The sequence below is a fragment of the Salinivibrio sp. ML198 genome (genome assembly GCF_001996015.1).
In the GTDB taxonomy this organism is placed as follows: domain Bacteria; phylum Pseudomonadota; class Gammaproteobacteria; order Enterobacterales; family Vibrionaceae; genus Salinivibrio; species Salinivibrio siamensis.
In genome coordinates this window covers 70,109-91,417 of the sequence record NZ_MUEZ01000015.1, presented here as the reverse complement: position 1 = coordinate 91,417, position 21,309 = coordinate 70,109, and the positions used below count along the sequence as shown (strand labels likewise).

The 21,309-nt window shown below is 50.7% G+C and carries 21 protein-coding genes; 4 read left to right on the top strand and 17 right to left on the bottom strand.

What is annotated here, in order from left to right; all coding sequences use genetic code 11:
* Positions 1–301: 301 nt before the first annotated feature.
* The 10 genes from BZG25_RS11760 to BZG25_RS11715 form a co-directional block, all read right to left on the bottom strand.
* Complete coding sequence (locus BZG25_RS11760) at positions 302–1,204, bottom strand: LysR substrate-binding domain-containing protein (RefSeq protein ID WP_077578280.1); 903 nt, start codon at positions 1,202–1,204, stop codon at positions 302–304.
* A gap of 59 nt (positions 1,205–1,263) precedes the next feature.
* Positions 1,264–2,808: a HAMP domain-containing protein gene (locus tag BZG25_RS11755; RefSeq protein WP_158010260.1), complete on the bottom strand. Its 1,545-nt coding sequence runs from the start codon at positions 2,806–2,808 to the stop codon at positions 1,264–1,266.
* Positions 2,809–3,022: 214 nt separating this feature from the next.
* Positions 3,023–4,048, bottom strand: a complete 1,026-nt coding sequence (gene rsmC, locus BZG25_RS11750; RefSeq protein ID WP_046075055.1) for a 16S rRNA (guanine(1207)-N(2))-methyltransferase RsmC — start codon at positions 4,046–4,048, stop codon at positions 3,023–3,025.
* A 110-nt stretch (positions 4,049–4,158) separates the two neighbouring features.
* Positions 4,159–5,244 (bottom strand): AI-2E family transporter, encoded by a 1,086-nt coding sequence (locus BZG25_RS11745; RefSeq protein WP_046075056.1) that lies wholly within the window; start codon positions 5,242–5,244, stop codon positions 4,159–4,161.
* A gap of 124 nt (positions 5,245–5,368) precedes the next feature.
* Positions 5,369–6,520: a radical SAM family heme chaperone HemW gene (hemW, locus tag BZG25_RS11740; RefSeq protein ID WP_077578283.1), complete on the bottom strand. Its 1,152-nt coding sequence runs from the start codon at positions 6,518–6,520 to the stop codon at positions 5,369–5,371.
* A 3-nt stretch (positions 6,521–6,523) separates the two neighbouring features.
* Complete coding sequence (locus tag BZG25_RS11735; RefSeq protein WP_077578284.1) at positions 6,524–7,120, bottom strand: XTP/dITP diphosphatase; 597 nt, start codon at positions 7,118–7,120, stop codon at positions 6,524–6,526.
* A 28-nt stretch (positions 7,121–7,148) separates the two neighbouring features.
* On the bottom strand, positions 7,149–7,589 hold the full coding sequence (locus BZG25_RS11730) for a DUF4426 domain-containing protein (RefSeq protein WP_077578285.1): 441 nt from the start codon (positions 7,587–7,589) through the stop codon (positions 7,149–7,151).
* A gap of 154 nt (positions 7,590–7,743) precedes the next feature.
* Positions 7,744–8,298, bottom strand: coding sequence for a YggT family protein (locus BZG25_RS11725; RefSeq protein WP_046075060.1), 555 nt, complete (start codon positions 8,296–8,298; stop codon positions 7,744–7,746).
* Between the two features lie 16 nt (positions 8,299–8,314).
* Positions 8,315–9,133, bottom strand: a complete 819-nt coding sequence (proC, locus tag BZG25_RS11720; protein WP_046075061.1) for a pyrroline-5-carboxylate reductase — start codon at positions 9,131–9,133, stop codon at positions 8,315–8,317.
* A gap of 53 nt (positions 9,134–9,186) precedes the next feature.
* Positions 9,187–9,888, bottom strand: a complete 702-nt coding sequence (locus tag BZG25_RS11715; RefSeq protein ID WP_077578287.1) for a YggS family pyridoxal phosphate-dependent enzyme — start codon at positions 9,886–9,888, stop codon at positions 9,187–9,189.
* Positions 9,889–9,911: 23 nt separating this feature from the next.
* Here BZG25_RS11715 and BZG25_RS11710 point away from each other — a divergent pair, with 23 nt between their 5' ends.
* Positions 9,912–10,940: a type IV pilus twitching motility protein PilT gene (locus tag BZG25_RS11710; protein ID WP_077578288.1), complete on the top strand. Its 1,029-nt coding sequence runs from the start codon at positions 9,912–9,914 to the stop codon at positions 10,938–10,940.
* Here BZG25_RS11710 and ruvX read toward each other — a convergent pair.
* The 7 genes from ruvX to BZG25_RS11675 form a co-directional block, all read right to left on the bottom strand.
* Positions 10,925–11,353 carry a Holliday junction resolvase RuvX gene (gene ruvX, locus BZG25_RS11705; protein ID WP_046075064.1) on the bottom strand — a complete coding sequence of 143 codons (429 nt, stop codon included), beginning with the start codon at positions 11,351–11,353 and terminating at the stop codon, positions 10,925–10,927. The genes BZG25_RS11710 and ruvX overlap by 16 nt on opposite strands.
* Positions 11,350–11,916 (bottom strand): YqgE/AlgH family protein, encoded by a 567-nt coding sequence (locus tag BZG25_RS11700; RefSeq protein ID WP_046075065.1) that lies wholly within the window; start codon positions 11,914–11,916, stop codon positions 11,350–11,352. Before BZG25_RS11700 ends, ruvX begins: the two co-directional genes overlap by 4 nt.
* 87 nt (positions 11,917–12,003) lie before the next feature.
* On the bottom strand, positions 12,004–12,948 hold the full coding sequence (gshB, locus tag BZG25_RS11695) for a glutathione synthase (RefSeq protein ID WP_046075066.1): 945 nt from the start codon (positions 12,946–12,948) through the stop codon (positions 12,004–12,006).
* Between the two features lie 18 nt (positions 12,949–12,966).
* The gene (rsmE, locus tag BZG25_RS11690) at positions 12,967–13,698 is read right to left on the bottom strand and encodes a 16S rRNA (uracil(1498)-N(3))-methyltransferase (RefSeq protein ID WP_046075067.1); all 732 of its coding nucleotides are present in this window, start codon (positions 13,696–13,698) and stop codon (positions 12,967–12,969) included.
* Between the two features lie 98 nt (positions 13,699–13,796).
* Positions 13,797–14,339, bottom strand: coding sequence for a SprT family zinc-dependent metalloprotease (locus tag BZG25_RS11685; RefSeq protein WP_077578289.1), 543 nt, complete (start codon positions 14,337–14,339; stop codon positions 13,797–13,799).
* Positions 14,340–14,410: 71 nt separating this feature from the next.
* Positions 14,411–15,565: a methionine adenosyltransferase gene (gene metK / locus BZG25_RS11680; RefSeq protein WP_046075069.1), complete on the bottom strand. Its 1,155-nt coding sequence runs from the start codon at positions 15,563–15,565 to the stop codon at positions 14,411–14,413.
* A 174-nt stretch (positions 15,566–15,739) separates the two neighbouring features.
* Positions 15,740–16,666, bottom strand: coding sequence for a LysR family transcriptional regulator (locus BZG25_RS11675; protein WP_077578290.1), 927 nt, complete (start codon positions 16,664–16,666; stop codon positions 15,740–15,742).
* Positions 16,667–16,838: 172 nt separating this feature from the next.
* Here BZG25_RS11675 and BZG25_RS11670 point away from each other — a divergent pair, with 172 nt between their 5' ends.
* The 3 genes from BZG25_RS11670 to BZG25_RS11660 all read left to right on the top strand — a co-directional run bounded on the left by BZG25_RS11670 (position 16,839) and on the right by BZG25_RS11660 (position 21,243).
* The gene (locus BZG25_RS11670; RefSeq protein ID WP_101494517.1) at positions 16,839–18,803 is read left to right on the top strand and encodes a ligand-gated channel protein; all 1,965 of its coding nucleotides are present in this window, start codon (positions 16,839–16,841) and stop codon (positions 18,801–18,803) included.
* Positions 18,804–18,999: 196 nt separating this feature from the next.
* Positions 19,000–20,004, top strand: coding sequence for an erythrose-4-phosphate dehydrogenase (epd, locus tag BZG25_RS11665; protein WP_077578346.1), 1,005 nt, complete (start codon positions 19,000–19,002; stop codon positions 20,002–20,004).
* Positions 20,005–20,076: 72 nt separating this feature from the next.
* Positions 20,077–21,243 (top strand): phosphoglycerate kinase, encoded by a 1,167-nt coding sequence (locus tag BZG25_RS11660; RefSeq protein WP_046075071.1) that lies wholly within the window; start codon positions 20,077–20,079, stop codon positions 21,241–21,243.
* Positions 21,244–21,309: the final 66 nt, after the last annotated feature.

Here is a 21,309-nt window from a genome sequence, read left to right as displayed (position 1 = left end):
CCGATGGTAGTGTGGGGTCTCCCCATGTGAGAGTAGGACATCGCCAGGCTTGCTTTCTTGTTTTCAGATTTTTGGAAAAATCTGAAGGCAAAAACGGATCATCTTGTTTATAGCTTGATGCTTTTGATATCTGCGATGTTCATGTATTGGCATACACAGCGCGTCTCGCTTCAAAATCCTCATCGCATCAAACAAGATAACCTAATTAAAGCAGCTACATGTAAGACTTTAATTAGCAGAAACACCAAGCCCTGACCTCACGGTCGGGGCTTTTTTGTATCTGTCGCGTGGTGATTGCTGGTTAAGTAGAAGAATGGGGTTGAGGTTGCCAGTGTAAGCAGAAATCCCAGAAGCGGGTGAGTAGGCCTGACTGGTATTTATCTTTGTGGCGCACAAGCCAATAGCGCCGGGATAATAGCAAAGGGAGTTCGAGGGCAACCACTCGACCATCGGCAATGGCGTGTTGAGCGGAGAGCTTAGACAGGTACGCCAAGCCTAACCCGGCACTTGCAGCATTTAAAATCGCTTCTGTGGTATTGAGCTCGAAAGAAAGGTGCCAGCGCTCGAAGCGAGGAGCAAGGCGTGAGAGAAAGTGCTCACGGGTGCCCGAGCCAGATTCGCGGATCAGCCAAGTTTGATTGTCGAGATCGCCCACACTTAACGGTGCGTGACTCACAAGTGGGTGATTAGGGTGACAAACCACCGCCATCTGATCGCTTAACCATGGCGTTTGCAGTAAATCGGGATGCAGTATTTCACCCTCTATCAACCCAATATCCAGCTCGAAGTGTTGAAGGCGAGCGATGATTTCTTGGCTGTTGGCAATCACCAATGTTTGTTGTTGATGACACGTCGCATGACGAAAATCACTAATCAGTGTAGGTAAAAGTTGGTTACCCACCGTATCGCTTCCACCTAGTCGCAACCAACCAATCAGTTGGCTATCGTCTTTTAGTGTGGCACTGATTTCGTCGCTGCGGGTGAGTAGTTCATCTGCTTTAGGGATAAGCGCTATCCCTTGGTCATTGAGGTGAAGTCGATTGCCGCGTCGATCAAACAAGGGGTAACCGAGCTGACTTTCTAACTCGGCGAGTGCCATACTGACTGCCGGTTTACTGAGAAACAGTTTCTTGGCGGCGGCGGTGATGGTGCCCTCTTGCACGATGGTTAAAAACACCCGCAGTTGAGGAAGAGAAAGCGTCATCGAAACCTAATGATAAAGAGTTTCAAACACTATAAGGCGGTGCCTGTGCGATGACAATCTTAACGCTGGCCTTTGTCTTGGCTGACCCATTGCTGGATATCTAATTGTGCCTGTTTTAATGCCTGATAGTGTGGTGATTGCTCACTCGTATGCTTGAGAACAAAGTCGAGCGTGCGCACTACATTTCGCCAACGAGGTGTTTTGGGGACGGTTTCTACGTGCAGGTACTTATCCAAGGTTCTTGTTTGAAAGCTACCTTTATCCTGGTAAACACGCCATAAGCCACTTTTTTCTGCTAGCCCGACTTTATCCCCACCCCAAGCGGCCAGAGCCAAGTTCATCGCATCCACTAAGCGACGATGAATACTCTCCGGCTGATGCGCTTGTGTCTCTTTATCGTTAATTGTGCTTGATGGAGAAAAATACGTCGCTCTCAAGCTGTGTTTCAAGTGGGAGAGTGCGCTTGCAAGGCGACCAATTTCATCTTTTCGCTGGCGATGGGTGACCGGATAGTCCAGTTCACCTGCGGCAAACTGCTCGGCGCACCAAGTCAGTTGTAAGATAGGCAGTGTCAGGCGGTGAGATAGCCAATGCCCAACACAGACTAATAAAACAATAACGACGATCACGAGTGTCGCACTGATCGCATACAAGTGGCGCAGAGGCTGATAGGCACGTTTTTGAGGTGTACAAGTGATCAACGCCCAAGACGCCCCCGCCACATTGACGGGTCGATACGCCGTGAGTTGAGGCATGAGTGTATATTGGCTTGGAGACATGACCCCTTGTTGGCCATGGAAAGCGGCATCGATGGCGTGCTTTGATGGCAAGATCGAGGGCCTAGCTTGATCAGTGTGAGGCACCCAACTGTTGAGTAAAGATTGATGATTTTGATTAATCAGCCACAGCCCAGACTCTGGTTGCTGCCGTTGGCGAAGTGTCGCAGACAAGTTATCGGTTGTGGTGCTAATAGCAAGGACGCTTTGCATATGGCCGCTTTTGAGTATGGGGACCAGATACCAAGCTTGCATGGTGCGTGAGCCATGTGGCTCAAAGGCAGTGCGCATCCATTTAGGGCGCTGCTGGGCAGGCATATTCATCAATTGCTTGATCGCATTTTTCAGTGATGGGTTGTCCTGTGTCATGGGGTGGGCTTTGACGGTGTATACGAGGTTTTGGTTTAAATCAAACATCGCGAGATTGTTGAACGCATATCTTGCTAACCAAGATTGAAATTGGTGATGAAAGCGACGATATAAGCGGTGATACTTTTGGGCTGTTACGCCAGCATATTGGTTCGGAGACTGTTGAAGGATCGGTATGAGTCGACGCTGCGATTGGCGCGTATCATCACCGAGTTGTTGGAATGCATGAGGAAAGCCATAAAAGCGTCCACCGCTGCTGGTTGCTAGATCAGAGGCTGCAAGATTGGTTACCGCGCGCACTTGGTCATTAAAATACGATGTGATGGTGACATAGTAACGATCGCGCTCGCTCTCGAGCTGTTGATGGGCTTGATCGATCAGCAGTTGCGACTGACTCCAAGTAAAGTATCCCGTCAAAATCACCACAGGGATAATACTAAGACTAAAAAACCACCACATAAAGCAGCGTTGAAGACGTGTAGAGTAACCTATATCCATTTGCACGCTGTGAATACCTCTCCCTGATCACGCGGGCTTGAATCGCAAACGGCTGCCAAAAGGCAGCCGCGAGAGAGTAGACGCTAACACGTCCGATCAGTCAAAACTGTGACCTGCTGTCAGGTATCAAACCTTACAAGTATGTTAATCGACTGATTGATGGTGTTGTCAGCAACTAGCGTGCTTTTCGCGCATGATAAACGGCAAATCGACGGGTTTTCGCGAGGGTATCGCACTGACCGAATCCTTTTTCAATAATCGGCGGATAACGTAAGAAGCTGTTGGCGACGATCGCTAATTGGCCGTGACGGCGCAGGTAGCGAGGTGCGTTTTCCAGCAAGGATTCGGTGGCATGGTAAAATGTCTCCAATCCTTCATGGAAAGGTGGGTTGCTTATAATGGCATCAAACTGCTGTCCACTGACGGCCCCTAACATGTCAGAGACAAAAACAGAGCCGCTGAGCCCATTGGCCGCGAGCGTCGCTTGGGTTGATGCGACCGCTAAATGACTCACATCAACACAGGTGACCGTACAGCTTGGGTGGGTAGCCAGTAGTACCGTGCCGATAACGCCCGCGCCACAGCCGACATCAATCACATCGCCTTGTATGTCGGGCAGGTGCTGGAGTAATAAGGCCGTGCCATCATCAAGGCTTTTGTGACTAAATACACCGGGTAAAGCACGAACAGTGAGTGATAGGCTGCCTACTTGGAGAGGGTAGTCGTGAAACCAATCTGCCAGGCTAAATGACGCCGCCGGTGATGTGCACTGGCCATGGTATAGGCTGCATCGGCGAGCTGAATCTTGTTTAATGACTTGGCCATACGGTGCAAAACGTTTTTCGATGCTTTTGACGCCACTGCGGTTTTCACCCACTACGATCCAGTCGACATTCGCGCCGAGACGATGCGTGAGCATCGCGAGAAGAAAATCGGCTTCCGCTTTTGACTTAGGCCAGTAGAAAAGTACCACGTCGACGGCGCTATCATCCGTATATTCTGCGCCTGCGTGTACATGGATGTCAGTATTTGCCATTCGTGTGGCATAGCCATGATGGGTCGTAAATACCGACACGCGTGCGGCATGAGACAGTAGCTGCTGGGCAAAGTCATCTTCGAGCTCCCCGGCCAATAGAACATGTTTATTGGCGAACAAGGTGAGGTGACGCTGAGCAATCTCGCTGGGTGCCGTGAGGGTCATGAGGGTTCTCTTTCCGGTTATAAGTACTTATCGGCCGCGTTTGAAGGTAGGGTGGCGCGCCAAGACAAGGATTTTCCCACAAAGCGCGCACTAGGCCAATATCAAACCCCCTACGCGTTATCTTGTCGGTCAAGAAAGCGTTCAAATTCGATCTCGTACATCCGAAAGAGTACCAAGGTAATCGAAAAGATAATCGGACCATAGATAAGCCCCATCAAGCCGAACAGATGAAGCCCTCCTAATAGTGAGAAGAAGATAAGCAAGGTATTCATCCCCGAGTTACCTTGCATGAGGAAGGGACGGAGTAGATTATCGATGGAGCCGACCACCACAACACTCCATATCAGTAAGGCGATAGCCCATTGCCAATCGCCCGTGGCCACCAAATACAGCACGGTTGGCAGCCAGATAAGCGCAGTGCCTACCACAGGGATAAAGGAGGCGAACGCCATCATGGTCCCCCAAAATAGTGCTGGCAGCCCGACGGCCCACATCGCTAGCCCGCCGGCGGCCCCTTGCGCCAAGGCGGTAAGAAAAGACCCAAGCACGGCAGACTTGGCGACCTTCTCTACTTCATCCAGTAACTGATCTTCTTGGCTTCGTGATAAGGGGATCACGTGGCGGAGCGTATGGATAATGCTGTCGTGATCACGGAGCAAGAAAAACAGGACAAACAACATCAGCATGAAGGTGATAAAAAAGTCGGTCACATCACCTAATACCTTGGAGCTAAATTCGAGCATTTGGCCACTGAATGAAGACATCCAAGCCGCCAGCTTTTTCACGGTTTCTTGTGGGTCAATTAAATCAAATGGCAGCCACTGGTTGAGAAAATGCAGCGACGATTGTATTTGCGGGTTGTTGAGTAACTGTTTTGCGCCGCCGTTGTTGAGCCATTCGTAACTGCGTGTAAAAAAGCTCACGCCTTGCTCGATAATGGCCCCTGCTACCACGGTGAGCGGAATGATGATGATAAAGGTGATTAAGACACAGGATATGACCGACGCCGTGTTTGGGCGTTGTCCAATGCGATCTTCAATACGTTTATGAACAGGGAAAAAGAGCAAAGAGACAATAAACGCGAGTACAATTGCACCAATATAGGGCTCAATAAGTAAATAGCACGCATAGGCTGCGATGATCAGCGCGGCGATTAAAGTCCAATGTTTCGGCTCGACACGAAATGACGAAGTCACAGGGTATCCCTCTTAGGCTGGTTGAATGAATCGCGCTTGCTTTACTTGCCGTCAAAAGACCAATCCGCCGCTGGGCAGGTAAAGGCGCCTAAACAATAGGCACCTTAACATACAGTTTGTTGCACTAGTCAGCTAAAAAAATGGCCAAAAGATCGTTGAGGAAGAGTTTACCTTTGGCGGTCACTTGCCAATGTGTCTCGGACTCAACGAGCAGACCTTGGTCATACGCTTGAGCTAATGGCTGGTTAAGGTGGTCGAGAGGCAACCCCGTGCGGGCAACAAACTCGGCTTTCGGACAAGGCTCGAGTAGGCGAAACCGATTCATGAAGAACTCAAACGCGAGATCAGTCTGTTTCACCCACTGGCTATCTGTGAGATAGGCCTTTTGTGGATCAAGATAGCCGCGTGGATGCTTCACTTTAACAGTCCGAAGCAGGCGAGGCTGATCGCCATTCGGTAAGGTGAGTTTGCCATGGGCGCCGCAACCAATCCCCAAGTAGTCGCCAAAGCGCCAGTAGTTGAGGTTATGAGCGCATTGATGATCGGGTAAGCTGTATGCAGATGTCTCGTATTGCACGTAGCCAGCGTCGGTAAGCAGCTGATGGCCGCGATCAAAAATGTCCCACAAGGTATCTTCTTCTGGCAGGGTCGGTGGTTTGGAGTAAAACTGGGTGTTGGGCTCGATGGTCAACTGATACCAAGACAGATGTGGCGGCTTAAGTGCGATGGCTTTTTCCAAGTCACCCAGTGCTTCTTGCTCTGATTGCTCAGGTAAACCATGCATTAAATCGAGGTTAAAACTGTTTAATCCAGCTTGATGAGCAAGGTGGGCCGCACGCTCTGCCTCGCCAGGGCCATGAATACGCCCTAAGCGTTCGAGCTTATCAGCAGAAAAGCTCTGCACCCCGATAGAAATCCGGTTAACGCCTGCTTGTCGATAACCGATAAATTTATCGGCTTCCACGGTGCCAGGGTTGGCTTCCATGGTCACTTCCATGCTCTTACTGACGGGAAGGCGTGCTTTGATGCCATCCAATAGGCGAGCTATCTGTGAAGGCGACATCAAGCTTGGTGTACCGCCTCCAATAAAGATCGAGTGCAGTGTGCGCGTGATGACTGAAGGGTAGGCGGTAAGATCGGCATCAAGATCGTCAAGCAGCGCATCGATATAATCCTCTTCTGGGATCGCGCCCTTTTGGGTATGCGAATTAAAATCGCAATAGGGGCATTTTTGTACACACCAAGGGATGTGCACATATAAACTCAATGGGATCATGGCTTATTGCGACGCTTTTAGGGCTTGGAACAGGGCGTTGAGTGCTTGTCCGCGGTGAGAGCGTTGTTTTTTCTCGGAAGCGGGCATTTCTGCTGCGGTACACTGCTGATCGGCAGGTAAAAAGACCGGATCGTAACCAAAGCCGTTTTCCCCTTGCGGTGCGTGAGCGATTTGCCCTTCCCACACCCCGTGGCAGACTAGCGGTGTTGGGTCATTAGCATGACGCATATAAACCAATACGCAATGGAAGCGAGCCTGGCGTCCATCATTGCCTGTATCATGCAATGCTTCTAACAGTTTAGCGACATTATCCGTATCACTGGCCGTTTCCCCCGCATAGCGCGCAGAGTAGACGCCTGGTGCGCCGTTTAAGGCATCGACTTCAAGGCCTGAGTCGTCGGCGATGGCGGGGAGGCCGGTCACTTTCGCCGCATGACGTGCCTTAATGATGGCATTTTCGATAAAGGTGGTGCCTGTTTCATCAACTTCTTCAACGGCAAAGTCACTTTGCGGCAGGACGTCGAAACCAAATTCGCCGAGTAGTCCCGCCATTTCTTTTACTTTGCCTGCGTTCCCCGTTGCCAACACAACTTTATTCATCACAGTTACCTATTGGGTTATGGCCCGACTATGGGGCATCGACGTAAAACGTATAATTATAGTCAAAAGACGCATTGCGGTTTCCTTCGGCGTTAAGGTCGATATGGAAGCGATACGTCTCTTCATCATCGGCTGCGAAGGTGGCGATGTAGTAGATCGCGTCCCCTTCTCTTACCTCGGTAAAGTCCAGTTCACGACTGTTTCCGACCAAGTTTTTTACTTGCCCGGTGATCTCGGCGGCTACCGCCGGTTTTCCCAGTTGCATGGTATCGAGAACGGCAATGTTGACCAAGCCTCGATAGCCACTACGGGTAATGTCGTACTGCTGGGCGATTTCGGGTGTCAAGAAAGTGGTTGAGAGCGTGTTGTAATGCACTTCCAACTCACCGACTTCTTTAAACTGCCCCGCCCAAGCCGGTGTGATAAGCAAACTCAATACCATGCTGAGCGCTGCTATGATCTGACGCATAATCATTCCTTGTGATAAAGCGAAGTGAGGTTCGCTATCAATACGTACGGGTGCCTAAGTACGATCCACCGTACATCGTTGGCACCCGTGAGATTCCGTAAGCGGTGCACCCCGTGGCGATAAGTCGAGGGTGACTTAGCGCGTGGCGATTCGCTTACAGTGCATACCAAATCGGGCCGATAAAATCGCCGATAAGCATATTGATAAATTGGAGCGCGATAAAGATCACCAGAATACTGAGATCGAGCCCACCGATGGGTGGAATAATACGGCGTACTGGCGCACATACCGGCTCAGTAAGTTGATGAAAAACATACTCTACTGGATTGTTGCCTTGGCTGACCCAACTCAAAATGGCACGCAGGATCAGCACCCAGAACAGCAACTTACCCGCGGCTTTCAGTAAGGCAATGGCAGAGAAGAGGAACATGCCTGAACTCATTGCAAAGGGGTTGCCGGCGACTAGATCCAGTACCACAAATTTCGCCACCATGAGCAGGTAAGCAAACAGTACCGTTGCCAGATCCAAACCACCGAGTGCCGGGATCATACGACGCAACGGGCCCACCACAGGCTGGGTCGCTTTGACGATAAATTGAGAGAAGGGGTTGTAAAAGTCTGCGCGCGCCCATTGTAGCCAAACGCGTAGCAGCACCACCATGATGTAAAGATCAAACGCGGTGTTGATCAGAAAGGTCATTGCATTCATATCGTTGCCTTAGTGATTAAAATTCTTGTTCCATTTGTTTGGCGCGGCTGACTGCCGCCTGCATGGCCTGTGCCACTATATCGCCAATGTGGTGCTGGTCGAAAACACGTAACGCTTCAGCGGTTGTGCCGCCTTTCGAGGTTACCTGCTCACGCAATTGGCCAATGGTTGTGTCCGTATTACTTACCACCATTTCTGCCGCCCCTTTTGCGGCTTGCTGAACCAGCTGCCTGGCTTGCTCGTCGCTAAAGCCTTGGCGGATAGCTTCTTGATGCATCGCTTCCATAAAGCGAAAGAAGTATGCCGGTGCGCTGCCTGCAGCCGCAATCACACCATTAATTTTTGCTTCCTCATCGACACAGCAGACCTCGCCGACGGCTTTCATCAATGCGGTGGCGTAGTGTTTATCCGCCTCCGTTACCTGGCTAGACGCATAGAGTCCGCTCATTCCTTGGCCGACAAGAGACGGTGTATTCGGCATGACACGGATCAGGTTGAGTGTGGTACCTGCCATCTCACACAGACGATGAGTACTGATGCCGGCTGCTATCGAGATCACCAGTTTCGAAGACCAATCGACAGCCGATAAATCGCTTAAAACCTGCGCCATTAATTGTGGCTTGACCGCCAAGACAATGACGTCTGCCGCTTGGCAGGCATGCAAGTTATCACGGGTGGTTTGGATGCCATAATCCGTACTCAGCACATCGCCAGGGTGGGCGCTGGGTGATGAGGCCGTTATCGCAGAGGTGGGGTAGCCTGCACTCACAAGGCCAGCAATGATGGATCGCGCCATATTACCGGCGCCAATAAAGGTAAGGGAGCGATGTTCCATGAAAAGCGTTCCTGTTGTTCTCGTCATTGTATTGGTTTATTACGACCGCTTCGTTAGCGGCTGTCTCGCGCGCCAAAAATCGCGGTGCCGACACGTACCATGGTGCTACCACACGCAATCGCCGCTTCCATGTCACCACTCATGCCCATCGACAAGGTATCGATACTCTCTGTCTGCTCACGGAGGGCATGAAACGCATTTGATAAAGGTTCAAATGCGGCGCATTGTCGCTGATAGTCCGTCTCAGGCTGTGGAATAGACATTAATCCTCTGATATTCAGGCCGGGTAGGGCTCGGATATCTTCAATGAGGGCGATGGCGTTATCCACGGTTAACCCCGACTTTGATGCCTCGCCACTGGTGTTTACTTGTACCAAGACATTGAGCGGCGGTAAATGTGCCGGACGTTGCTCGCTCAGGCGTTTAGCAATCTTCAACCGATCGACAGAATGCACCCAGTCAAAGTGCTCTGCAATCAACCGTGTTTTGTTGGACTGAATGGGGCCAATAAAGTGCCATTCAATGCGTGCTTCGGGATGATGCTGGGCAAAGTAGTCAATTTTTTCTACCCCTTCTTGCACGTAGTTTTCCCCAAACGCCTGTTGTCCCGCGGCGATGGCATCTGCGATCGCCTCGATAGGCTTGGTTTTGCTGACTGCAATTAATTGCACTGAGTCCGCGAGTCGACCGCATTTTTGGCTTGCGTGGTCTATCTGTTCCCTGACCTGTTGAATATTGTTCTTAATATGACACATACCTGATTCTGCAAGGAAAATGAATGGATATTAATGAGCTACTTGCGTTTAGTGTAAAGCATCGCGCGTCAGATCTACATCTTTCTGCGGGGGTGTCGCCTATGGTGCGGGTAGATGGCGATATGCGCAAGCTTAGTCTGCCACCGCTTAGCCACCAAGCTGTACGGCAATTGGTACTGGCGGTGATGAGTCCTGAGCAGCAGCATAGTTTTGACAATGCATGGGAAATCGACTTTTCCTTTGAGCTGGCCTCGGTGGCGCGTTTTCGTGTTAATGCGTTCCATCAGCAACATGGCTGTGCGGCGGTTTTTCGTGTGGTGCCAACGGCTGTCCCAAGGTTAGAGGATTTATCCGCGCCGCCACTTTTCAGTGAGCTGGCTTTGTTACACCAAGGATTGGTGTTAGTGACTGGGCCGACAGGCTCGGGGAAATCGACCACATTGGCGGCCATGATCGCGCAGATAAATCACCACCAGCAAAAGCATATTCTGACAATCGAAGATCCGATTGAGTTTATCCACCCGTCCGAGCAAAGCTTGGTGAACCAGCGAGAGGTCAAGCGTGATACGCAGTCTTTTCAGCAGGCATTGCGATCCGCGCTGCGTGAAGACCCAGATGTGATATTGGTGGGTGAGCTACGTGATTTAGAAACCATCAGCTTGGCATTAACCGCGGCAGAAACCGGGCATTTGGTGTTTGCGACCTTGCATACCGTCAGCGCTGCTAAAAGTGTTGATCGTATCATTGACGTTTTTCCGGGCAGTGATAAACCCTTGGTACGTTCAATGCTGTCTGCTTCACTGCGGGCGGTGATCTCTCAGCAGCTTGTCAAAAGTGTCCAAGGTCAGCGTGTTGCCGCTTATGAAATCATGACGGTGACGTCAGCGATTTGTAACTTGATCCGAGAGGATAGAGTGGCGCAAATCACCTCCATGATGCAAACCGGCACCGCGCATGGCATGCAGACCATGGCGCAAGCGATGGCACAGCTAGAGAACCAAGGCGTAATTGCGCCGCAGGAGGCGATAACGTCCACTCAATCTGTGTATTGACGCTCAAACCAGCTTTCGATAATCACCACCGCAGATTGGGCGTCGACGGCGCCTTTTCCCAGCGCCTTATACCCGCCGCGGGAAAACAGATCCGCACGCGCTTCACGGGTAGATAGGCGTTCATCGTGCAGCTCAACCGGGTAGCCGAAACGTCCATGCAGGCGGTTGGCAAACTTCTTTGCCCTTGGCGTGATGGTCTCTAAAGGTTGACCGTGTAAATCAAGCGGTAAGCCTACCACCAGATAATCGGGTTGCCAGTCTTTGAGTATGGCTTCAATGTCATCCCAATTTGGGATCCCGTCTCGGGCTTTTAAGGCACACAAAGGGCGAGCGGTGCCAGTTAGCGACTGGCCGATGGCAACGCCAATGCTTTTGACGCCGTAATCAAATCCAATAATGGTTTGTGCGTTCATGCATGTCCTACTTGTGAAGAGAGGTTTGCGGCGTCAATGCCGAGCTGATCGAGCGCTTTTTGCCAACGTTGGTGAACGGGGGTATCAAAAATGACCTTGGGATCGGCTTCCAGTGTTAGCCAGCTATTGTCGGCCAGTTCCTGCTCGAGCTGTCCCGGCTCCCAGCCTGCATAGCCCAGCGCGACCAGAAATTGCTCTGGCTGTTGCTCGGTGCCGAGAATCGAGAGAATATCTTTTGAGGTCGTGACCGATAGCTGATCAGACAGGGGAATACTGGTGCCATACTCACAGGTTGCAGGATGCAGCACAAAGCCTCTGTCTTCGGAGACAGGACCACCAAACAACACAGGTTGAGACAAGCTCTCTGTGGTGCTTGAAAGGGGGAGCTGGCGCTCGACGTCAATTTGATCCAGCATTTTGCCGACAGACAAATTAATGGGGTGGTTAATCATCAGTCCCATTGCCCCATCATGGCTATGCTCACAGACATAAATGACACCATGCTGAAAACGGCTATCAGCCATACTGGGCATCGCGATTAAAAAATGATTTTTCAGATCCATATCGCCGTCTCCTGTTGGTGCGCGTACCTTGAGTATGCGCGAAGATTGATGTTTTAGATAATGAAGGAGGCGCTGCGCCTCCTCAAATTAGGCGCAGCGTCTGGCGATTGCCTCCATCAAGATGTCACCAATTGAAATGTCATACGCGGCGTCAATCTCGCGAATACAGGTCGGACTGGTGACGTTGATTTCTGTTAGCTTGTCGCCAATCACGTCGAGCCCTACGAATATCAGCCCTTTCTCTTTCAATGTCGGAGCGATCGCGCGTGCGATTGTCCAATCAGTCTCTGATAAAGGACGCGCTTCGCCACGGCCGCCAGCAGCCAAGTTACCGCGCGTTTCACCGTCGGCCGGGATACGGGCTAAACAGTAGGGAACCGGTTCGCCATCAACAATTAAGATGCGCTTGTCACCGTTGCTGATGTCAGGGACGAAAGTTTGTGCCATGCAAAAACGTTGGCCATGCTCGGTCAGGGTTTCAATTATCACCGACAGGTTCGGATCGCCTTGTTTGACTCGAAAGATAGACGCGCCGCCCATGCCATCGAGTGGTTTTAAAATCACATCGCCGTGTTCGGCTTGGAATGCTTTAATTTCGTCGGCACGACGGGTCACCAAAGTGGTCGGCGTATGCTCTGGGAACCACGCGGTATAAAGCTTTTCATTGCAGTCACGCAAACTTTGCGGCTTGTTAACAATCAATACACCCGCTTCCTCAGCCCGCTCTAACATGTAGGTTGCGTAGATGTATTCCGTATCAAACGGCGGATCTTTGCGCATCAATATGGCATCAAATTCTCGCAATGCGAGGGTTTGGGTTTGGTCGATTTGGTACCAATGGTCAGGGTTATCCATCACAGTCACACTGTGGGTGCGAGCGTATGGTTCACCCTGCTGCATTGACATATCTTCCATCAAGATATAATGCACTTCCCAGCCGCGTTTTTGTGCTGCCAGCATCATGGCAAACGTGGAGTCTTTTTTCACACTGATGGCCTCGATGGGGTCCATCACAACACCTATTTTCATCATGTTTCTCCTGTTTGCCGGTTAACCCAAATCGCCAAAACGGACTTGAAGGGCCGTGATGGCGGTGAGCGCCGCGGTTTCTGTTCGCAACACGCGTGGGCCGAGTAGGATCTCTTCAAAGCCGTGTTCGCGTGTCATTGCAATCTCGTCATCAGACAATCCGCCCTCTGGGCCAATGAGCAAGCGTAGCTTGTCGGGGGCGTCGGGTAGCGTATTGATAGAGTAGGGGGCACGCGGATGAAGGTTCAGTTTTAAGCCATCAAACGCCTGCTGGCACCATGTGTCTAGATTGATCACCGGGTTAATGGTGGGCACCACATTACGGCCGCTTTGCTCACAGGCGCCAATCGCGATTTTTTGCCATTGTTGGCGTTTTTTCTCGAGTCGCTCAGCATTGAGTTTCACTCCGCATCGAGCCGATAAAAGGGGAGTGATGGTATTCACGCCTAATTCGACCGATTTTTGAATGGTAAACTCCATTTTCTCACCACGTGAAATCACTTGGCCGAGTTCAAAGTCAAGCGGTGACTCGACACTGTGTGATTCGCAAGCGGTAATGGTCGCGACAACCTGCTTTTTACTGACTTCCGTCAGCATAGCGGGAAACTGCGCACCACTGCCATCAAAGAGCAAAATCGGTTGTTCAGGTTGCATACGTAGGACGCGACCGAGATGGTTGGCAGCTTCGCCACTCAGTGTCACATCGCCTTGCGATGGCAAGGGCGTTGGGTGATAAATTCGAGGAATTCGCATTGTGCTCGTTTTCCATGGTCATCTCGCCCTCAGTGTAACATGGCTACGGGGGCGATAGGCTTTGTCACTAATATGGGGTCGAGTGGTGAAAAAACAAATTATTCTAAGGCGTCAAGGTTTCTCACTAGTGGCTGTTGACAGCGGTTGCAGCGATAGGTGGCTTGTCCGCGCTGTATTTTATTGTGGCGGCGAATGGATAAGGCAACAGGGCCACACTCACACTGGTACGCGAAGGTTTTGCCTTGCACGGCACTGATATCAAGCTGGTGGGTGGTATTGGCAGGGGCATTAAATACCTGGTTCATTAGCGAACGCCACTCAGGACCATGTGGTTTTACCCGACCGTATAGCGCAAAGGTAACCAAATGACAGACCTCATGAGGGATCACTTCGTCGAAAAAGGTCTCTGGTGCTTGCTGTAAAAGGATCGGGTTAAACCTAACACGCCATTGCGTGGGGTGCGCGGTGCCAGCGGATTGACCCCGTAGTGTGAAGCCAATCGCAGGATAGTGTAGCTGGGTGCCTAATTGACGATTAGCCGCATCAATACACTGGTAAACACGCGTGTTAGCCGCTTGCTGTAATGCATCAGGTGACCAAGCGGTCTTGTCAAAGGCGAATGCGTCAGAAGCAGAAGACATAGTGTGGCGATCCTAGTGGCGATCAAAAAGGGAAGCCGAAGCTTCCCTTACAAGCAATGAGTACGTGGAGATTACCCGAGCTTGGCAAAGTCGCGCAATAGCGCTGCTTTGTCGGTTTTCTCCCAGGGGAAGATGTCGCGACCAAAGTGGCCATATGCAGCCGTTTGCTTATAGATGGGTTGTAATAAATCCAGCATTTCCTGCAAACCATACGGGCGTAAGTCGAAGTGTTCACGAACCGCTTTAGTGATCACTTCTGGGGCCACTTTTTCGGTACCGAAGGTCTCCACCATGATAGAAGTGGGTTCCGCAACGCCAATCGCGTAAGACAACTGGATTTCACAACGGTCAGCAAGACCTGCGGCGACAATGTTTTTGGCCACGTAACGCGCGGCATACGCGGCAGAGCGATCCACTTTTGAGGGATCTTTACCCGAGAAAGCTCCGCCACCGTGACGGGCTGCACCGCCATAGGTGTCGACAATGATTTTACGGCCTGTTAAACCACAATCGCCCATCGGTCCGCCAATCACAAAACGGCCCGTTGGGTTAATGAAATACTTGGTGTCTTTGGTCAGCCATTGGGCCGGCAATACTGGCTTGATGATTTCTTCCATCACCGCTTCGCGCAGATCGTCGGTTGAAATACTGTCGCAATGCTGTGTTGAGAGCACGACGGCATCAATACCCGCAATTTTACCGTTGTCATACGCAAAGGTGACCTGGCTTTTCGCATCTGGGCGTAACCAGTCTAACGTGCCGTTTTTACGTACTTGCGCCTGACGCTCGACCAAACGGTGTGAATAGGTGATGGGGGCAGGCATCAGCACATTGGTTTCGTTGGTGGCAAAGCCAAACATGATCCCTTGGTCCCCGGCCCCTTGATCTTTCGGATCGGCGCGGTCAACCCCTTGATTAATGTCGGGCGACTGTTTACCAATGGTGTTCAATACTGCACAAGAGTTGGCATCAAAGCCCATATCAGAGTGGACATAACCAATATCTTGAACGGTTTGACGGGTGAGCTCTTCGATATCGACCCATGCCGAGGTCGTCACTTCCCCGCCTACCATTACCATGCCAGTTTTAACATAGGTTTCGCAGGCAACGCGTGCTTTGGGGTCTTGCTCAAGGATGGCATCCAAAACAGCATCAGAAATCTGATCTGCGATTTTATCAGGATGGCCTTCAGAGACGGACTCTGAGGTAAACAGGTGCTTCGCCATGTGACACTCTCATTGGTTATCAAGGAGATTGGCGATACGTAACAAAGGGCATCGCCGATCATCTCAGATGTTTTAACTTCTAGACGTCTATTTTATTCGTAATTGTGATAAACGCAAGTCAGTTGATGCATATGGGTGTGTCTTTAAGGTATAGCAAAATTGGCTGAGGCACGCTTACACCTCATGGCATGCTTGCTGCGGATTCAGTGAACACCAAGGTGAGGGAACCGCTTCTTGCAGCCAGTGCACCAGTGATTCGACACGCAGAGGAAGACGGCCAGCGCTGCAGTAAAGACGCAACGGAACCGGCGCTGAGGCCCATTGGGGCAAACACCGCGTGATTCTATCAGGATGATGGTGTTGATAGCCAGTGGCGCTCCAAATCGGCAGCAATCCAACGCCCTGCCCATCTGCGATGGCATCTAACTGAATCGCTATCATGTCGCAATTAAAGCGGCTAGGCATGGCGCTTAAGTGATAGGTGTTGTCTTGGTCATAGAGCGTCAATCCTTGCCGGCGAAGGGCAAATACATCGAGCCAAGGGTGTTCATCGAGCATGCTAGGGTGCGTAAACGGGCCATATTGGCTGACATAGTCTGGCGCAGCGTAAATACCATATTGCCAATGGCCGAGCTGATATGAGCGACAATTGACCGGCAGCATGATGTCTCCTGCCCAGATGATAAGATCGGCCGACTGAATACGTTGTGCGCTGACTTCACTCGTCAATGTGATGGATACTCGAGGGTGCTCAGCGAGAAAAGTACTGATCAATGGACCCGCCCAGCCGCGCATCATTCCGGGGTGGCAAATCACTTCTATCGCCCCTTGAAGATGATTATTTAAATCTTGTATTGCCTCTTCGCTTTTTTCTACTAACTCAAGAATTTGATGGCAGTATCGCGCAAATATCGCCCCCGCTTTTGTTAAGACCAGTCTATTGCCTTGTCTTTGCGTTAAAGGCTGGCCTAGGTCGGCTTCCAGTTGAGCCAAGCGACGACTCACCGTTGACTTGGGTTGGCCCAATGCCTTGGCGGCAGCGGTAAGGCTTTGATGATGACACAAAGCCGCAAACGAACGGATCGAAGAAAAATCCTGCATAACTGTCCTTTTAACGCCAGTAAGACGTCACGTCGGCTGTCCAGAAGGAGAGAAATCATCTCGTTCTATAAATGGAACGAGATGTTCCCTTTATGGGGCTAGGCGTCTGTGCATCTATGTGAATAATTCTCAATGAACAAATGATAATTATTATCACAAAATGGAGTTGATTATGTCCAGTTGTCTTCGTCCCGTTGTGCTCGGGATGGTATTAGCCGGTATGCCTGTGAGTGCCATTCATGCGGCAGAAGCAGGCGATCAAAACACGGAAACCATGGTGATCACTGCCTCAGGGTTTGAACAAGCCACGGCAAAGGCGCCAGCGAGTATCAGTGTGATTAGCCGTGACCAACTTGAAGATCGTTATTATCGTGATGTCACGGACGCATTAAAGCGTATTCCTGGTGTCGTGGTTACAGGGGGCGGTGACACCAAGGATATCAGCATTCGTGGAATGGGCTCCAAGTATACCTTGATGCTGGTGGACGGAAAGCGTATGACGAGCCGAGAAACACGTCCGAATAGCGATGGCCCGGGTATTGAACAAGGCTGGTTGCCCCCCCTTCAAGCGATTGAGCGTATCGAGGTGATTCGGGGGCCGATGTCGACCTTGTATGGCTCAGATGCCATCGGTGGGGTGATTAATATTATTACTCGTCGTGAACAACATGAATGGCATGGCAACGTGCAATTAAGCACCTTACTTCAAGAAAAACGCGCATCAGGCGATGAACAAAGCGCCAATTTTTACCTTTCTGGCGCCTTAAGCGATAAGCTAGGGATGACGGTATCGGGTCAAAACGTTCAACGCCAAGAAGACGATATTCTCTCTGGTTACGAGGACAAATCTTTACGCAGTCTTTCTACCTCGTTGACTTATGATGCCAGCGATTTTCAACAGTGGACCTTGGACTTGGGCGCGAGTTCGCAAGAGCGAAATGGCCACATAGGCAAAACCGTTCCCACGGATGATAGCCAGTGTCGACGCAACCAATGTGAAAACAGCAACAATGAATATCGACGGCAATCAATCGCCCTTGGGCATGAAGGGCATTGGACGTGGGGCTGGTCAGATTCACACTTACAGTACGAGCAAAGCCGCAATAAAAGTCGTGAAATGACGATTAAGAACACCGAGTTTAAAACCCGTCTCATTCGTGATTTTGAAACACACACTTTGACGGTCGGTGGCTCAGTGAACAAAGCGAAGTTGGAGGACTTTACCTCTAATAAAGCGTCCAGCCAAACTGAGATTGACAATACACAAGCGGCTTTATTTGTCGAAGATGAGTGGCGTGTGATTGAGCCATTTAGTCTGACCCTCGGGTTACGTGTCGATCATGATGAAAACTACGACTACCACGCCAGCCCACGTGTGTACGGCGTGTATCAACTCAACAGCGACTGGGTGGTGAAAGGAGGCGTGGCAACCGGGTTCCGTTCACCGCAACTGCGCGAAATTGCCCCGAATTGGGCGCAAGTGAGTCGAGGGGGAAATATCTATGGCAACCCCGACCTGGAGCCCGAAACCTCTGTTAACTCAGAAGTCAGTATCAACTACCAAGGCGATTCGGGGATCAGTGGCTCGTTAACCGCATTCCATAATGACTTTGAAGATAAGATCACCCGAGTGACTTGCCCAACCTCGGTGTGTACGGATGGCCCTAATCAATTTGGCTCAGATCCAACCTATCGGATTAATGTTGACGAAGCGGTCACTCAAGGGGTTGAAGCGAGCCTATTCGTGCCAGTCACGGAGACGCTCGATGTGAGTGCCAGCTATACCTATACCGATTCAGAGCAAAAAACCGGTGATTATAAGGGGCAGCCTTTAACGCAAATTCCCCAGCAGCTCGCGTATGGTGAAGTCAATTGGCAAGCCACGGAAAGGCTGAATCCTTGGGTGAGTGTGACCTATCGTGGCGAAGAAATGGATCCTGTGACAGGTCCATCTTCTCGCAGCAATATAGAGCCAAGTTACACCTTGGTGGATGCTGGGATGAACTATCAGCTCAGCGATGCCATTGAACTGCAAGGCGCGGTTTATAACTTATTGGATAAAACCCGGGAGTATGAAGACTACGGTTATATCAGTGATGAACGTCGATATTGGTTAGGACTAAATGTTAGCTTCTAGTCATTGATAAAAGGCGTGTTGTTACTTCATAGACTGCCACACTCCTAACACTGCCACGCCCGTCTCGGACTATCACCAGGCGGGCGTTTTTTTCCGCATTTTACTCCCAGGTATCGTGAGAAGAGTCACACAACACGTGCGTCTTTTACGTGCTTGAGATACACTATGGGGCATCGTTAAACGAGCACCGATGGACATGGCATTAAGAGTCGCAATTAATGGATTTGGTCGTATAGGGCGCAGTGTATTGCGGGCCCTGTATGAAAGTGGCAAGCACGATCGCATTCAAGTGGTCGCGATTAATGAGCTCGCAGAGCCCGAGGCGATGGCGCATCTGCTGCAATATGACTCAAGCCATGGTCGGTTCGGCTGGCCGGTTTCCTATAACCAAGAACATTTGTTTGTCGCCACCGACAGCATTCGCCTGCTTCACTTACCGGAACTGCAGCTTTTACCTTGGCGTGACCTTGATGTTGATATTGTCTTGGACTGCACGGGCAAGTTTGGCACACGAGAAGACGGTGAGGCTCATATTGCTGCAGGTGCTAAAAAAGTCTTGTTTTCACATCCCGCCAGCCAAGATGTTGACCGTACCGTTATTTACGGGGTCAACCATGATGCGTTAACCGCGGATGATCGTATTGTCTCTAATGGCTCATGCACCACCAATTGTATCGTCCCAGTGATCAAAGCCTTGGACGAACACTTTGGAATTGAGTCCGGCACTATCACTACCATTCACTCTTCAATGAATGACCAGCAGGTGATTGATGCGTATCACTCAGATCTGCGCCGAACGCGCACCGCAAGCCAATCGATCATCCCGGTGGATACCAAACTCCATGTTGGAATTGGTAGGATTTTTCCGAAATTTTCTGACAAATTTGAAGCGATCTCGGTGCGAGTACCGACGATAAACGTGACAGCGATGGATTTAAGTGTCACTGTACGTACTAAAGTGAAAGTTAATGACGTAAATCAAGCTCTGCAGACGGCATCTCGATGTACATTAGACGGTATACTGGATTATACCGAAGCGCCCTTGGTATCGATCGACTTTAACCACGACTCACACAGCGCCATTGTTGATGGATCGCAAACACGAGTCAGTGATCACCAGCTGATTAAAACGCTGGTTTGGTGCGATAACGAGTGGGGTTTTGCCAACCGAATGTTAGATACCACACTTGCCATGGCGTAATAGACGCAAGCGTGGGTGGGGTGTTGCCCTGATTAAATCAGTTTCAATTTGCAACCTTATAGCGAGGACCATATGTCTGTAATTAAGATGACCGACTTAGATCTTGCCGGAAAGCGTGTGTTTATCCGTGCTGATCTGAACGTGCCTGTAAAAGACGGTAAAGTGACCTCTGACGCACGTATTTTGGCATCACTGCCTACGATTAAGCACTGCTTAGAAGCCGGTGCAAAAGTCATGGTGACCTCTCACCTAGGTCGTCCTGAAGAAGGTCAGCCTGAAGATCAGTATTCACTGCAACCGGTAGTGAACTACCTTGATGATGCGCTGGATTGTAAGGTCAGCCTCGCTAAAGACTATCTAGACGGTCTTGAGCTTAATGCCGGTGAGCTGGTGGTGCTTGAGAACGTGCGCTTTAATAAAGGCGAAAAGAAGAACGACGAAGCGCTCTCTAAAAAGTATGCAGCGCTGTGTGATATCTTCGTGATGGATGCATTCGGCACCGCGCACCGTGCGCAAGCGTCAACCCATGGTGTGGGCACGCATGCGCCTGTAGCTTGCGCCGGTCCACTGCTGGCCAATGAGCTGGATGCGTTAGGCAAAGCGATGGACAACCCTGCTCGCCCAATGGTTGCCATTGTGGGTGGGTCAAAAGTGTCTACCAAACTGACGGTGCTGAAGTCACTGTCAACCGTTGCTGACCAGCTGGTTGTGGGCGGTGGTATTGCAAACACCTTTATCGCAGCTGACGGCCACAATGTCGGTAAGTCGCTGTATGAGGCGGACTTAGTAGATACGGCGAAATCTTTAATGGAAGAGTGCCATATTCCTGTCGCGACCGACGTTGCGTGTGCGAAAGCGTTTGATGAAAACGCGGAAGCAGAGATCAAGCGCGTTGAAGATGTGCAAGACGACGACATGATTTTCGACCTTGGTCCTGAATCAACCCAGGCATTGGCAGACATTTTGAAAAATGCCAAAACCATTCTGTGGAATGGCCCTGTTGGCGTCTTTGAGTTTAAGAACTTTGAAGCGGGCACAGCAGGCATTTCAAAAGCGATCGCGGAGTCTGAAGGCTTCTCTGTTGCAGGTGGCGGCGATACCCTCGCGGCGATTGACAAGTTTGGCATCCAAGCTGACGTGTCTTACATCTCAACCGGTGGCGGCGCGTTCCTAGAGTTTGTTGAAGGCAAGCCTCTTCCAGCGGTAGAAATGCTGGAAGCACGCGCCAAAGACGCATAAACCAGATAATAAAACGGGAGGGACATCTCCCGTTTTTGCTTTCGTTTGACTACAATAGGCCGAGTC